Source organism: Thioclava sp. L04-15 (genome assembly GCF_002020275.1).
Taxonomy (GTDB): domain Bacteria; phylum Pseudomonadota; class Alphaproteobacteria; order Rhodobacterales; family Rhodobacteraceae; genus Thioclava; species Thioclava marina.
On sequence record NZ_MPZW01000001.1, the window covers coordinates 175,686 to 188,655 of the forward strand.

The following is a 12,970-nucleotide window of genomic DNA, read 5'->3' on the forward strand; positions in this document are numbered from 1 at the left end:
TCGGGAGGCGACACAATGACCACAGCACGCCGCAAAGGCCGCCCGCGCGCGTTCAACACCGAGCCGGGCCAGGGCACGATCCAGGCGCTCAACCGGGCGCTTGACGTGCTCGACCTGCTTTCGCGTCACGAGGGGCTGAGCCTGAGCGCCATCGCGCGCAATCTCGACCAGTCGCCGGCCACGATGCACCGGGTTCTGGCGACGCTGCATGCCCGCGATTTCGTCGAGACCAGCCCCGAGGGGCAGGACTGGCATATCGGTCCCACCGCCTTTCGGATCGGCTCGGCCTTCCTGCGCCACACCAACGTCTTCGAGCGCGCCCGCCCCTTCATGCAAGAGCTGATGCAGGTCACGGGTGAGACCTCGAACCTCGGGGTGGAACGCGCAGGTCAGGTGCTGTTCACCGGGCAGGTGGAGACGCATGAGGCGATCCGCGCCTTCTTCCCGCCGGGGACGGTCGCGCCGCTGCATGCGTCCGGAATCGGCAAGGCGCTGATGAGCGGTTACGCGCCCGAGCGGCTGGCGCGGTTCCTCGAGGGTTATGACTTCGCGCGGTTCACGGAAAAGACGATCGGTGATGCTGCGACGCTGCGCGCACAGCTCGCGGAGGTGCAAGCGCGCGGTTATGCGATCGACGATGAGGAGCGCACCGTAGGGATGCGCTGCGTCGCCGCCCCGATCTTCAACATCCACGGCGAGGCGGTGGCCGGGATTTCCGTCTCCGGCCCGGTGCAGCGGATGGGTGAGACGCGCCTGCCCGAGATCGGCGCGGCGGTCACAAAGGCCGCGCGCGCCGTCACGCATCAGATAGGCGCGGGCTGATCAGTTCAGCCGCTGACCGGTCTTGGGGTCGAAGAGGTGCAGGTCCTCGGGCTTGACCGAAAGCCGCATCTGGCCGACCTCGTTCTCCGCCATGTGAACGCCGGGCAGCGCCGCCGTCATCGCCTCGCCACGCCCTTCGAGGGCACCATGCAGAAGCGTGTTCGCGCCCAGTGGCTCTGACAGGCTCACGTTCAGCACCAGCGGACCGCCCGGATCGGGATGGAGGTGCTCGGGCCGGATGCCAAGCTTGACCGGCCGGTCGGCCAGATCGGCCGCGCCCAGCACGACATGGCCCAGCATCACCTGCCCCCCGCGGATCTCGGCATCCACGATGTTCATCGACGGGCTGCCGATGAACTGCGCGGCGAAGACCGTCACGGGGCGCTCGTAGACTTCCAGAGGCGTGCCGATCTGCTCGGCCACGCCGCCATTCATCACGATCATCCGGTCGGCCATCGTCATCGCCTCGACCTGATCGTGGGTCACGTAAAGCGCGGTGATCCCGAGCTTGCGCTGCAATTCGCGGATCTCGACGCGCATCTGCACACGCAGCTTCGCATCGAGGTTCGAGAGCGGCTCGTCGAACAGGAACACGGCCGGCTCACGCACGATGGCCCGGCCCATCGCGACGCGCTGACGCTGCCCGCCCGAGAGTTCACGCGGCTTGCGGTCGAGATAGGGCGTGAGCTGCAAGAGTTCGCCCGCCGCCTCGACGCGGGCCGCGATCTCAGCTTTGGCCATGCCTGCGATCTTCAGGCCGTAGCCCATGTTCTGGCGCACCGACATATGCGGGTAGAGCGCGTAGTTCTGGAACACCATCGCGATATCTCGGTCCATCGGTTCGCGCTCGTTCACGCGATTGCCGCCGATGCAGATCTCGCCTTCCGACACGCTCTCCAGCCCCGCGACCATGCGCAGGAGGGTCGATTTCCCGCAGCCCGAGGGGCCGACGATGACGATGAATTCGCCGTCGCGAATGTCGATCGAGACCCCGTGCAGAACCTCGGTCTTGCCGAAACGTTTCTTGATGTTTTCGAGTTCAACGGTCGCCATTGTCTGCCCTTATTTCTCGCTGTCCACGAGGCCGCGAATGAAGAGTTTCTGCATCGAGATCACCACGATCACCGGCGGCACCATCGCGAGGATCGAGGTCGCCATGATGACCGGCCAGTCCGCGATATCATCGCCCGAGGGGAACATCTGTTTGAGCCCCATAACGATCGTGTTCATCTCGGGATTGGTGGTGATGAGAAGCGGCCAGAGATACTGGTTCCAGCCATAGATGAAGAGGATCACGAAAAGCGCCGCGATATTCGTGCGACTCATCGGCAGCAGGATATCGAGGAAGAAGCGCATCGGGCGCGCGCCGTCGACGCGGGCGGCCTCGGCCAGCTCATCGGGCACGGTCAGGAAGAATTGCCGGAACAGGAAGGTTGCCGTGGCAGACGCGATCAGTGGCAGGATCAGGCCGGAATAGGAGTTCAGCAGGCCGAAGCCCGCGACCACCTGATAGGTCGGCACGATGCGCACCTCGACCGGCAGCATCAGCGTCAGGAAGATCATCCAGAAGAAGAAGCGCCGCCCCGGAAAGCGGAAATAGACGATCGCGAAGGCCGACAGCAGCGAGATCGCGATCTTCCCGAGCGCGATCCCAAGCGCCATCACCATCGAATTGAACAGCATCGTCGCGACCGGCACGTTGACGCCCGAAAACAGCGCGCGCGTGTAGTTCTCGATCAGATGCGAGCCGGGCAGGACCGGCATCGGCGCCTGTGCGATCTCTGACTGGGTATGGGTCGAGGCCACGAAGGCCAGCCAGATCGGAAAGAAGATCACCAGCACGCCCACGATCATCAGAAGATGCGTCAGCCACAGCGCCGAGCCGCGCTTTTCGACCATTCCGGGGGGCGGCTCAAAGCGATTGTCAGCCATCAGTAGTGCACCCGCTTCTCGACGAACTTGAATTGCAGCACCGTCAGGATCCCGACCACCACGAGCAGCACCACCGATTGCGCCGCCGAGCTGCCCAGATCCTGACCCACGAAGCCGTCGGCATAGACCTTGTAGACGAGGATCGTCGTGGCCTGTTGCGGACCGCCGGAGGTAATCGTGTGGATCACCCCGAAGGTCTCGAAGAAGGCGTAGACGATGTTCACGACCAGCAGGAAGAAGGTCGTCGGCGACAGGAGCGGCAGGACGATGGTGAAGAAGCGCCGCCAGAAATGCGCCCCATCAATCGCCGCCGCCTCGATCACCGATTTCGGCACCGCTTGCAGGGCGGCGAAATAGAACAGGAAGTTGTAGCTGATCCGCCCCCAGGACGAAGCCACGACGACAAGCCCCATCGCCTCTTGCTGGTTCAGGACGTGGTTCCAGTCGTAGCCCAGCTGGTTGAGGTAGAAGGCCACCACGCCGATGCGGGTGTTGAACATGAAGAGCCACAGAACCCCCGCCACCGCAGGCGCGACCGCATAGGGCCAGATCAGCAGCGTGCGATAGGTCCCCGCGCCTTTCACCAGCCGGTCGGCCAACACCGCGAGGAACAACGCCGGCACCATAGAAACCAAAGTGACCAGCGTCGAGAACACCGCCGTCGTCAGGAACGAGGCCCGGTAATAGGGATCGGAGAAGAGATATTCGAAATTCCCCAGCCCCACATACTGCATCGACAGGCCGAACGGGTCGGGAATGAACAGCGACTGCCAGACCGCCTCGCCCGCCGGGTAGAAGAAGAACACCGCCGAGATGATCAGCTGCGGGGCAATGAGCAGCATCGGCAAGAGCCAGCCCTTGAAGGTGACGCGTTTTTCCATGGGGGGTCCGGGGTCTTCGAATAGGAAAACCGCGGGCAGGTCTTACCCGCCCGCGGTCTGGATTGGGTTAGCGATTGGCCTGCTCGAAGCGGCGCAGCAGCTGGTTGCCACGCTCCACCGCGTTGTCGAGTGCCTCCTGGGCGGTTTTGTCACCCGACCAGACGGCCTCCAGTTCCTCGTCGATGATGCCGCGGATCTGGTCGAAATTGCCCAGACGGATGCCCTTCGAATTCGCCGTCGGCGCGTTCGCGGTCATCTGTTTCACGGCGATATCGGTGCCGGGGTTCGCGTCATAGAAACCCTGCTCGCGGGTCAGATCGGCCGCGGCCTTGGTGATCGGCAGATAACCCGTGTCCTGGTGCCATTTCGCCTGCACTTCAGGCGAGGAGAGGTAGTTCAGGAATTCGGCCACACCCTTGTAATGGCTGTCATCCTTGCCCGACATCACCCAAAGGGAGGCGCCCCCGATGATGGTGTTCTGCGGCGCGCCCGCGACATCACCCCAATAGGGCAGCGGGTGAACCTCGAAGTTGAACTTGGCTTCGGACTTGATGCCCGCGTAGCCGGCCGAGCTCTCGGTGAAGAGCGCGCAGGTGCCGGCGCGGAAATCGGCGCCACCTTCGTTCCGGCGGCCCTTGTAGATGAACTCGCCCTTCTTGGCCCAGTCACCCAGCGTCTGGATGTGCTTGACCTGCACGGGACCGTTGAACTCGAGCTGCGTGTCGAGCCCGGCGAAACCGTTCTCCTGGCTCGCGAAGGGGACGTTGTGATAGGCGGAGAGGTTCTCGAGCTGGATCCAGCTCTGCCAGGCGGTGGTCATCGGGCAGTCGACGCCCGAGGCCTTCAGCTGGTCAAGCACCTTGCCCACGTCGTCCCAGGTGGTCAGCGGGGCATCCTTGGCCACGCCCGCCGCGTCGAGCATGTCGCGGTTGACCCAGAGAACCGGGGTCGAGGAGTTGAAGGGCAGCGACAGCATCTGACCGTCGGTGGTGGTGTAATACCCCTTCACCGCGCCGATATAATCGTCGGGATTGAACGGCACGCCGGCATCGGCCATCGCCTGATAGACCGGCTTGATCGCGCCCTTGGCGGCCATCATCGTCGCGGTGCCGACCTCGAACACCATCAGAATGTCGGGCTGCTCGCCCGCACGGAAGGCTGCGATCCCGGCATTGAGCGTTTCCGAGTAGTTGCCCTTGTGGGTCGCAACCACCTCGTAGTCGCTCTGGCTGGCGTTGAAGTCCTTGACCTGCTGATCGACCAGTTCACCAAGGCGGCCCGTGAAGGCGTGCCAGAATTGGATCTCGGTTGCGGCCTGCGCGGTGAAAGGCGCGGCCAGAGTCGCGGACGCAAGCGCCGCACCCAATGCGAAATTCTTCATGTCTTCCTCCCAGTTTGTAGCGGGATTCACGGATTTTTCTCGATCTGGAGCCCTCTCGCGGAGCGTCCACGCTACGGGGCTTAGTCTGCGCGTGTAACAACCATAAAACAAGACTGTGAGGGATCGCGCCGCAGCACGCGTTACCACGTGAAAGCCCCGTGAACATTGGTAAATTTCGTTGATTTTTCCTCGAAATCGGGGGTCTTTCGGGAGGCTTTCGGCCATCAACATCACGCGTTTGTGATCTTCGATTATGATCGGTAATGCGCGAATCGAAAAAAACCGCCCGTTTGCGCGCGGGCGGTTTTCCGGGAATCAGCCGCTGCGAGGCGCAGCTTTCGCGCAGATCAGAGATAGCGGAAGTCGCGCACGTGATCGGGCATCTCGACGCCCTCGAGATTGCGCGGATCGGGGATCGGCTCCCCCACCACCATGCGTACCGGGATCTCGCCCGCCCAGATCGGGAGCGCGTAATCCTCGTCCTCGTCCTTGGGTCCGCCGGCGCGGAGCTTCGCCGCCCCTTCGGAAACCTCCATTCCCATCACCGTTGTCGCCTTCAGATCCTGCGCGTGATCGGGGCGCAGCGTCTCGTAGCGGCCCGGGTAGAGGTGGTTCACAAAATTTCCGAGCTTGGTGAGTTTCTCCTCGGGGTCTTCCACCTTGAAGGCGGTCCCGAAGAGCATCACCGAGCGGGTATTGAGCGAATGGTGCATCCCCGAGCGCGCGAGAACGAACCCGTCAAGGATCGAGACCGTCAGGCAGACTTCGGCCTCCTTCTGCGCGCGCAGCGCACGGCTCGCCGAGGAGCCGTGCCAATAGACATGGTTGCCCTCGCGCCATTGCAGGGTCGGGGTCACGTAGGGCCTGCCCTCCATGACATACCCGACATGGCACATCGGCTGGGCGTCGAGGATCGCGTTGATCGTGTCGCGGTCGAAATGGCCGCGCTCGTGCAGGCGACGCAGGCGGCTTCTTTCAGTGACGGGGAGGGTGTCGGTCATGGTCTGGCTCCGCGGAGAAATCTTGTCAGCCTGCGGGTAGCGCGATATTGGATTGATAAACATGTCCAATATTAACAAAAAAGTTCATGCCAATATTAACGCAGCCCTGTTCGCGCTCAGCCTCGAACGCCGGGGCGCGCGGCCCCTCCATGCACAGCTGACCGACGGCCTGCGCGAGTTGTTGCGCGCAGCCCCCGAGGCCGCGGGCCTACGTTTGCCCGCGAGCCGCGTTCTGGCCGAGGAACTGTCGGTCTCGCGGATGACAGTGACCACCGCCTATGACCAGCTTGTCGCGGAAGGCTACCTCGTCACGAGGCAGGGCGGCGGCACCTATGTCGCAGGCGAATTGCCCCATCTCGCGCCCCCAGCCCCCGGCCCGCGCAAGACGCCCGAGCCGCCGCGCCCATGGCGTCCTTTCCAGCCCGGCCTGCCCGACCAGTCTCTTTTTCCGCACCGGATCTGGGCGCGCCACCTCGACCGGGCCTGGCGCCAACCTGACCCGGCACTTCTCGACCGACCCGACAGTTTCGGCTGGCCCGCCCTGCGCGCGGCGATCGCAAGCCATCTGTCGGCGTGGCGCGGGCTCGATTGCACGCCCGATCAGGTGCTGATCACCAGCGGCGCAGGAGACGGGTTCGACCTGATCGGGCGCGCGTTACTGCCTCACGGCGCGTCTATGGCGATCGAGGACCCCGGCTGGGCGACGCTTGAACACACCTTGCGCGGAATCGGGATCACCCCCGTGGCGTTGCGGGTCGATGGCGAGGGGCTCGATCCCGCGCGCCTGCCGCAGGACTGCGCGGCCGTGAACGTCACGCCCTCGCGCCATTATCCGACCGGGGTTGCGATGCCGCTTGCGCGACGGCTCGCGCTGCTCGACTGGGCGCACAGGGTTTCGGCTCTGATCGTCGAGGATGATTACGACAGCGAGTTCCGTTATCAGGGCCAGCCGCTGCCCGCGCTGGCCGGGCTCGATGGGTTGCAGCGCGTGATCTACATGGGCAGCTTCTCGAAATTGCTCAGCCCGGCGCTGCGGATCGGCTATCTTGTCGTTCCCGAGGCGCTGATCTCAAAGCTGCGCGCGACCCTCGCAGTTACCGGCTCGCGCGCCTCGCTGGTTCCCCAGCCCGCGCTCGCCGCCTTCATGGCCAGCGGCGAATTCGCGACCCATCTGCGCCGGATGCGGCGGACCTATGCGCGCAGACAGGCGCATCTTCTGGACGCGCTGGCCCCTCTGTCGGATTGCCTCGACCTCGCGCCCGACCCTTCGGGGATGCATTTGTGCATTGGGCTGCGCCCCACATTGGCCGCGCGCATTACCGACAGCGAAATCTCTCGCAGGGCGGCCGAAGCGGGGCTGACGCTGCGCGCGCTCTCGAGCCATTCGGTGCTGCCCGATCCACCGCAGGGGCTTCTCTTCGGTTATGCCGGTTTCGACGAATCGCAAATCAGCGCGGCCGCCGGGGATCTTTGCACCCTGCTTGCGCCCCTTTGCGCGGGCCGTTCGTGATCCGCGCCACGCGCCCAAGTCCCTTGCGCCAAGACCGGAGCGAATTTTGGCCTCGGGGATGAAATTTCCTCTTGCAGCCCCCGGCGCGATCCCCTAAATCCGCCTCCACCGAACCGGCAGCGCGGGCGTAGCTCAGGGGTAGAGCATTACCTTGCCAAGGTAAGGGTCGTGAGTTCGAATCTCATCGCCCGCTCCAGTTCGGACCCTCGGTCGCAAGACCACTCGGATGCGGGCGTAGCTCAGGGGTAGAGCATTACCTTGCCAAGGTAAGGGTCGTGAGTTCGAATCTCATCGCCCGCTCCAATACAAAAGGCCTTCCCTCGGGAAGGCCTTTGTCTTTTCCGGGCTCGCACAAACCATTTCATCGGCCAGACGTGAGGGCGGCGCCCGACCTCGGGTGGGCGCAGCACCACGCGCTCTCATAAAGCGGTTTATCCATCCACCCCGCCGAACGCACGAGCCACGCTCGACAGCGCAAAAGCGCCCTCCCGGCGGGAGGTCGGGCGCTGCCCGGTGTTGGTCACACCGGGCCACCCTCAAAATCCGCAGCGATTTTATCCGGAGCCCCATCGACTTTTCCGCCGCATTGCCCCGCCTTTCGCACCACGCCGCTTGAGCGCGCCCCCTGCCCCGGCCTATAAGGCGGTGAGTTTCAAGGAGGCGCCCGATGCGCAAGGCCACGATCAGCCGCAAGACCGCCGAGACCGATATCACCGTCGAGATCAATCTCGACGGCACCGGTCAGTATGACAACAAGACGGGCGTGGGTTTCTTCGACCATATGCTCGACCAGCTCGCGCGGCATTCGCTGATCGACATGACCATCCGCGCCGAGGGGGATCTGCATATCGACGACCACCACACGGTCGAGGATACCGGGATCGCACTTGGTCAGGCATTGGTGAAGGCGCTTGGCGACAAGCGCGGCATCCGCCGCTACGGCCATTTCGCGCTGGCGATGGATGATACGCAGGTGCAATGCGCGCTCGATCTCTCGGCGCGCCCCTTCTTCGTGTGGAATTGCGACATGCCCACCCCGAAGATCGGCACCTTCGACACCGAACTGGTGCGCGAGTTCTTCCAGGCGCTCGCCACCAATGGCGGGATCACGCTCCACATCGACCGCGTCCATGGCTTCAACAGCCACCACATCGCCGAGGCCGCGTTCAAATCGGTGGCCCGCGCGCTGCGCATGGCGGTCGAGACCGACCCGCGCATGGGCGATGTGCTGCCCTCGACCAAAGGGGCGCTTTGATGCTCACGGCATTGGTTGATTACGACTCGGGCAACCTCCACTCGGCCGAGAAAGCGCTTCAGCGCATGGCGAACGAGACCGGGCACGGCACGATCGTCGTGACGTCCGAGCCGGACGTTGTGGCGCGCGCCGATAGGATCGTGTTGCCGGGCGACGGGGCTTACCCGTCCTGCAACGCCGCGCTGCACCGGTTCGAGGGCATGGCGCAAGCGATCGAGGAAGCGGTAACCATCAAGGGCCGCCCCTTCCTCGGGATCTGCATCGGGATGCAGATGCTGGCCACGCGCGGGCTCGAGTTCGAGGAAACCGAAGGCTTCGGCTGGATCCCCGGCGAAGTGGTTAGGATCGAGCCCTCGGACCCTGCGATGAAAGTGCCGCATATGGGCTGGAACGATCTGGTGATCGACCATGAGCACCCGGTGCTCGACGGCATTTCGACGGGCGATCACGCCTATTTCGTGCATAGCTACCATTTCAAGGTGGCCGAGCCCGAGCATCGTCTCGCGCATGTCGATTACGGCGGCGATATCACAGCGATCGTCGGGCGCGACAACATCGTCGGCACGCAGTTCCACCCCGAGAAATCCCAAGCAACCGGCCTGCGGCTGATCGCGAATTTCCTCGGCTGGAAACCCTGATGACGCCGAGGGCGGTCCTGTCATGGTCGTCGGGCAAGGATTGCGCGATGGCGCTACATGCCTGCCGGAGCGAGGGCCACGCGGATGTGGTGGCGCTGCTGTCCACGACCAACGAGGCTTTCGACCGGGTTGCGATGCATGGCACGCGCAATGAGCTGCTGCGCGCTCAGGCCGAAGCCGCGGGTCTACCGCTGATCGAAGTGCCGCTGCCCTGGCCCTGCTCGAACGCGGATTACGAGGCGCGGATGGCGGGCGCGATGGAGCAGGTGAAGGCGCTTGGTGTCGAGACCATGGTCTTTGGCGACCTGTTCCTTGAGGACGTGCGCAATTACCGGATCGAGAAGCTGAAACCGCTGGGCGTCGAGGCGCTCTTCCCGCTCTGGCAGCGCCCCACGGATCAGCTTGCGCGCGAGATGATCGCGGCAGGCTTCGTAACGCATCTGGTGACGGTGGACCTGGGCAAGCTCGACCCGAGCTTCGCGGGGCGGCGTTTCGATGAAAGCCTGCTCGCCGATCTGCCCGCAGGCGTCGATCCCTGCGGCGAGAATGGTGAGTTTCACACCGCGGTCAGCGCCGGGCCGATCTTCAAAGCCCCGATCCCGGTGCGGGTCGGCGAAACCGTCATGCGCGACGGCTTCGCCTATGCCGATCTCATTCCCGAGTGATCACTTCACCCGCTGCCAGTCCTGCGACTTGCAGAACAGGCCACCGGCCACGCAACCGGCCAGCGCCATTGCATTGCCGTTCACAGTGACCTTGCCGAGATAGATCTTGTTGTTCGACGGGCGCCAGACCTTGCCTTCGTATTTGCCGCCGCCCTTGGGCGCCATGCCGATCACCAGTTGCTTGCCGATATTGGGCGATTTGTATTCGCCACCGGACTTGAAGGTTTTCACGATCGTGCCGCAGAAAGCCGCGCCGCAAGGGGCGATCTGCACATATGCATAGGAACCGTCGTCAGGTTGGGTCTTCCACATCCCCTCGATCGGGTCGGCGAACGCCGCGCCGACGCTGAGTGCGATACCCGCTGCGGCGATCATCAAAGTCTTCATGGCAAATCTCCTCCCTTTTGCCTGCTGTCAGCATCAGGCCACGCAAGAGCGATTCCCGGCAAGACTGACGTGACGTCCGCGTAAGGCTTGGAAATTTCCGAAGGCCATGGCAAGAGGCATCGCGACAGCTCAGGAGTGCCCCCGATGATCCTCTACCCCGCAATCGACCTCAAGGATGGCCAATGCGTGCGTCTGCTGCATGGCGAAATGGACAAGGCCACGGTCTTCGGTGACGACCCGGCTGCGCAGGCGGCCAAGTTCGAGGCGGCGGGCTGCGAATGGGTGCATCTGGTCGATCTGAACGGCGCCTTCGCGGGCGAGCCGGTGAACGCGGCGGCGGTCGAGGCGATCCTTGCGCGGATCAAGGTGCCCGCGCAGCTCGGCGGCGGCATCCGTGACATGGCGACGATCGAACGCTGGCTCGACAAGGGGTTGGCGCGGGTGATCCTCGGGACCGTCGCGGTCGAGAACCCCGATCTGGTGCGCGAGGCGGCGAAAGCGTTTCCGGGCAAGGTAGCGGTGGGGATCGACGCGCGGGGCGGCCGCGTCGCCACGAAGGGCTGGGCGGAAGAGACCGACGTAATGGTCACCGACCTGGCGAAGTCCTTCGAGGACGCGGGCGTTGCCGCGATCATCTACACCGACATCATGCGCGACGGCGCGATGACCGGCCCGAATATCGAGGCGACCGAGGCGCTGGCGCGCGCAGTCGAGATCCCGGTGATCGCCTCGGGGGGCGTGTCCTCGCTGCCCGATCTCATCGCGCTGCGCGACACCGGCGTGATCGCAGGTGCGATCTCGGGCCGTGCAATCTACGACGGGGCGCTCGATCTGACCGAGGCGTTGGCTGCATTGCGCAGCTGAAATTTCGCCTGCGGAAAACCGCAGGCGATGACATGGATCATTGTGAAATGATGTGTGACGCGGCACTCTCCTAGCGAATATTCGCAACGTGTGGAGGGAGTAGAAATGCGTAAACTCATCTTGGTGGCCGCGATCGTCTGCGCGGCCGGGGCGGCGACCGCTCAGGATGTGACGGTGAAATCCAAGACCGACACGAAGGGGTTTGTCGGCCTGAACTGGACCTTCGGCCCGCATGCCAGCGGTCTTGAGGGTGTCGTGGGCGCGATGAACTACCGGATCGACCCCGATGGCGATGTGAAGGGCGCGAAGCTGTCGCTGCATCTCGGCTTCGGCCCCGGCCCGGTTCAGGGCAAGATCAAGCTGACCGGCGTCGCGGGTCAGGATGACGGGATGGCCGAACTCGGTCTTGGCTATGGCAGCCACGGCTTCTTCGGAACGGGTGGATTGCTTGGAGACCACTGGAACGTCGGCGGCGACCTGTACTTCCAGAACGGCTGGGAAGGCTATGCCGGCTTGCACAGCCTGACTTTCGACAAACCGAAAGCACCAGCGATGGTGATCACGCCTGAACAGTGAGGCTCGTTCAACACAGATGACCTTGCCCAACGGCTGGGACCATCAAAGGGCGGCGTCAGTCGCCCTTTCCTTTTGCGCTCAGGCCCCCACCGCCTTGCGCACCATGTCCCAGTAGATGTCGGCCACCATCGCGCGGCTCAGGCGCCCACCCTCGCGGAACCAGGTATTCACGCCGGTCAGCATCGCGATGATCGCCATCGTGGCTAGCTTGGTGTCGGGGATCAGGAATACCGCTTCCGCCTGCCCCGCCTTGAGGATTTCTTCCAGCTCGGTCTCATAGGTCTTCCGAAGCCCTTCAATCTTCGCGAAATTCTCCTCCGAGAGATTGCGCAGCTCCATGTAGCTCAGGAACACCACCTCGGCGCGTTCGAGGTTGAAGCGAATATGAAAGCGCACGAACCGTTCCAGCCGCGCCAGCGCGTCCGCCCCTTCGGGCGCCTCCGCGCGCCAGGCGGCAATCAGGTCGTCCATGTGGCTCTTGAGGAGATCGAAAAGCAGCGCTTCCTTGTCGGACGTATAGAGGTAGAGCGCGCCCGCCTGCACCCCCACCGCCGCAGCAATCTGGCGCATCGAGACCGCGGCAAAACCGTGGCGCGCGAAGAGCCGTTGCGCCTCGGCGCGGATCTTCGGGCCAGTGATCTCGGAATGTGAACCGGTCTTGCGTGCCATGCCTCGACGCTAACTGAACAACCGTTCATTATCAAACCCCAAACACGCGCATTCGGCTCTGGCAAAGCGGGGCGGCGCGCAATAGTTTGGGCGCGTCGATAAGGAGACCCGATGCGCGCGCTTGCCCTGATTGCCTCGCTGGCCATGCTCACCGCTTGCTCGAAGCATTCGAGCGAGGATTATCCTGCGCTGCTGCCGCTCGATCAGATCCTCGACGACCAGCCCCTGAGCCCCGATCCCGCGCCCGATCTCGAGGCCCGCGCGGCGGCGCTCAAGGCCCGCGCGGACATGCTGCGCGCCGATCAAAGCGCCACAACGTCCCCGTGACGCGTTGCGCCGCGTTGCGCCAAGACCGCTTTCCCGCTAACAGGGCGAAAATCATCCGCTCA

The 12,970-nt window shown here is 64.0% G+C and carries 15 protein-coding genes and 2 tRNA genes; 10 read left to right on the plus strand and 7 right to left on the minus strand.

Annotation, left to right across the window (positions count from 1 at the left end; all coding sequences use genetic code 11):
- The first annotated feature begins 15 nt into the window (after positions 1-15).
- Complete coding sequence (gene bhcR, locus BMI90_RS00880; protein WP_078525015.1) at positions 16-822, plus strand: HTH-type transcriptional regulator BhcR; 807 nt, start codon at positions 16-18, stop codon at positions 820-822.
- Here the strand turns inward: bhcR and ugpC are convergent, their stop codons facing one another.
- The 5 genes from ugpC to BMI90_RS00905 all read right to left on the minus strand — a co-directional run bounded on the left by ugpC (position 823) and on the right by BMI90_RS00905 (position 6,017).
- Positions 823-1,875: a sn-glycerol-3-phosphate ABC transporter ATP-binding protein UgpC gene (ugpC, locus tag BMI90_RS00885; RefSeq protein WP_078525017.1), complete on the minus strand. Its 1,053-nt coding sequence runs from the start codon at positions 1,873-1,875 to the stop codon at positions 823-825.
- Between the two features lie 9 nt (positions 1,876-1,884).
- Complete coding sequence (gene ugpE / locus BMI90_RS00890) at positions 1,885-2,721, minus strand: sn-glycerol-3-phosphate ABC transporter permease UgpE (protein WP_078527129.1); 837 nt, start codon at positions 2,719-2,721, stop codon at positions 1,885-1,887.
- A gap of 32 nt (positions 2,722-2,753) precedes the next feature.
- Positions 2,754-3,635: a sn-glycerol-3-phosphate ABC transporter permease UgpA gene (gene ugpA / locus BMI90_RS00895; protein WP_078525020.1), complete on the minus strand. Its 882-nt coding sequence runs from the start codon at positions 3,633-3,635 to the stop codon at positions 2,754-2,756.
- A 67-nt stretch (positions 3,636-3,702) separates the two neighbouring features.
- Complete coding sequence (gene ugpB / locus BMI90_RS00900) at positions 3,703-5,016, minus strand: sn-glycerol-3-phosphate ABC transporter substrate-binding protein UgpB (protein ID WP_078525022.1); 1,314 nt, start codon at positions 5,014-5,016, stop codon at positions 3,703-3,705.
- 347 nt (positions 5,017-5,363) lie between these two features.
- Positions 5,364-6,017: a pyridoxamine 5'-phosphate oxidase family protein gene (locus tag BMI90_RS00905; RefSeq protein WP_078525024.1), complete on the minus strand. Its 654-nt coding sequence runs from the start codon at positions 6,015-6,017 to the stop codon at positions 5,364-5,366.
- Between the two features lie 61 nt (positions 6,018-6,078).
- Between BMI90_RS00905 and BMI90_RS00910 the strand changes: the two genes are divergently transcribed.
- The 6 genes from BMI90_RS00910 to BMI90_RS00935 all read left to right on the plus strand — a co-directional run bounded on the left by BMI90_RS00910 (position 6,079) and on the right by BMI90_RS00935 (position 10,085).
- Positions 6,079-7,527 carry a PLP-dependent aminotransferase family protein gene (locus tag BMI90_RS00910; protein WP_078525026.1) on the plus strand — a complete coding sequence of 483 codons (1,449 nt, stop codon included), beginning with the start codon at positions 6,079-6,081 and terminating at the stop codon, positions 7,525-7,527.
- Between the two features lie 121 nt (positions 7,528-7,648).
- A tRNA-Gly gene (locus tag BMI90_RS00915) sits at positions 7,649-7,723 on the plus strand.
- A 32-nt stretch (positions 7,724-7,755) separates the two neighbouring features.
- A tRNA-Gly gene (locus tag BMI90_RS00920) sits at positions 7,756-7,830 on the plus strand.
- 364 nt (positions 7,831-8,194) lie between these two features.
- Positions 8,195-8,782 carry an imidazoleglycerol-phosphate dehydratase HisB gene (gene hisB, locus BMI90_RS00925; RefSeq protein ID WP_078525028.1) on the plus strand — a complete coding sequence of 196 codons (588 nt, stop codon included), beginning with the start codon at positions 8,195-8,197 and terminating at the stop codon, positions 8,780-8,782.
- On the plus strand, positions 8,782-9,420 hold the full coding sequence (gene hisH, locus BMI90_RS00930) for an imidazole glycerol phosphate synthase subunit HisH (protein WP_078525030.1): 639 nt from the start codon (positions 8,782-8,784) through the stop codon (positions 9,418-9,420). Before hisB ends, hisH begins: the two co-directional genes overlap by 1 nt.
- Positions 9,420-10,085: an ATP-binding protein gene (locus BMI90_RS00935; protein ID WP_078525032.1), complete on the plus strand. Its 666-nt coding sequence runs from the start codon at positions 9,420-9,422 to the stop codon at positions 10,083-10,085. The genes hisH and BMI90_RS00935 overlap by 1 nt, the downstream gene beginning before the upstream one ends.
- On the opposite strand, the gene BMI90_RS00940 is transcribed toward BMI90_RS00935, so the two are convergent.
- Positions 10,086-10,472 (minus strand): DUF2147 domain-containing protein, encoded by a 387-nt coding sequence (locus BMI90_RS00940; RefSeq protein ID WP_078525034.1) that lies wholly within the window; start codon positions 10,470-10,472, stop codon positions 10,086-10,088.
- Between the two features lie 144 nt (positions 10,473-10,616).
- On the opposite strand from BMI90_RS00940, the gene hisA reads away from it, so the two are divergent.
- Entirely contained in the window at positions 10,617-11,336 is a 720-nt protein-coding gene (hisA, locus tag BMI90_RS00945; protein WP_078525036.1) for a 1-(5-phosphoribosyl)-5-[(5-phosphoribosylamino)methylideneamino]imidazole-4-carboxamide isomerase, read from the plus strand.
- Positions 11,337-11,441: 105 nt separating this feature from the next.
- Positions 11,442-11,912: a hypothetical protein gene (locus BMI90_RS00950; protein WP_078525038.1), complete on the plus strand. Its 471-nt coding sequence runs from the start codon at positions 11,442-11,444 to the stop codon at positions 11,910-11,912.
- Positions 11,913-11,990: 78 nt separating this feature from the next.
- Here the strand turns inward: BMI90_RS00950 and BMI90_RS00955 are convergent, their stop codons facing one another.
- On the minus strand, positions 11,991-12,581 hold the full coding sequence (locus BMI90_RS00955) for a TetR family transcriptional regulator (protein ID WP_078525040.1): 591 nt from the start codon (positions 12,579-12,581) through the stop codon (positions 11,991-11,993).
- Between the two features lie 111 nt (positions 12,582-12,692).
- Between BMI90_RS00955 and BMI90_RS00960 the strand changes: the two genes are divergently transcribed.
- Complete coding sequence (locus tag BMI90_RS00960; protein WP_078525042.1) at positions 12,693-12,908, plus strand: hypothetical protein; 216 nt, start codon at positions 12,693-12,695, stop codon at positions 12,906-12,908.
- Positions 12,909-12,970: the final 62 nt, after the last annotated feature.

Excerpts from the sequence above, each read along its gene's own strand:
- bhcR (WP_078525015.1), top strand. The coding sequence starts at position 16 with ATGACCACAGCACGCCGCAAAGGCCGCCCGCGCGCGTTCAACACCGAG.
- ugpC (WP_078525017.1), bottom strand. The coding sequence starts at position 1,875 with ATGGCGACCGTTGAACTCGAAAACATCAAGAAACGTTTCGGCAAGACC.
- ugpE (WP_078527129.1), bottom strand. The coding sequence starts at position 2,721 with ATGGTCGAAAAGCGCGGCTCGGCGCTGTGGCTGACGCATCTTCTGATG.
- ugpA (WP_078525020.1), bottom strand. The coding sequence starts at position 3,635 with ATGGAAAAACGCGTCACCTTCAAGGGCTGGCTCTTGCCGATGCTGCTC.
- ugpB (WP_078525022.1), bottom strand. The coding sequence starts at position 5,016 with ATGAAGAATTTCGCATTGGGTGCGGCGCTTGCGTCCGCGACTCTGGCC.
- BMI90_RS00905 (WP_078525024.1), bottom strand. The coding sequence starts at position 6,017 with ATGACCGACACCCTCCCCGTCACTGAAAGAAGCCGCCTGCGTCGCCTG.
- BMI90_RS00910 (WP_078525026.1), top strand. The coding sequence starts at position 6,079 with ATGTCCAATATTAACAAAAAAGTTCATGCCAATATTAACGCAGCCCTG.
- hisB (WP_078525028.1), top strand. The coding sequence starts at position 8,195 with ATGCGCAAGGCCACGATCAGCCGCAAGACCGCCGAGACCGATATCACC.
- hisH (WP_078525030.1), top strand. The coding sequence starts at position 8,782 with ATGCTCACGGCATTGGTTGATTACGACTCGGGCAACCTCCACTCGGCC.
- BMI90_RS00935 (WP_078525032.1), top strand. The coding sequence starts at position 9,420 with ATGACGCCGAGGGCGGTCCTGTCATGGTCGTCGGGCAAGGATTGCGCG.
- BMI90_RS00940 (WP_078525034.1), bottom strand. The coding sequence starts at position 10,472 with ATGAAGACTTTGATGATCGCCGCAGCGGGTATCGCACTCAGCGTCGGC.
- hisA (WP_078525036.1), top strand. The coding sequence starts at position 10,617 with ATGATCCTCTACCCCGCAATCGACCTCAAGGATGGCCAATGCGTGCGT.
- BMI90_RS00950 (WP_078525038.1), top strand. The coding sequence starts at position 11,442 with ATGCGTAAACTCATCTTGGTGGCCGCGATCGTCTGCGCGGCCGGGGCG.
- BMI90_RS00955 (WP_078525040.1), bottom strand. The coding sequence starts at position 12,581 with ATGGCACGCAAGACCGGTTCACATTCCGAGATCACTGGCCCGAAGATC.
- BMI90_RS00960 (WP_078525042.1), top strand. The coding sequence starts at position 12,693 with ATGCGCGCGCTTGCCCTGATTGCCTCGCTGGCCATGCTCACCGCTTGC.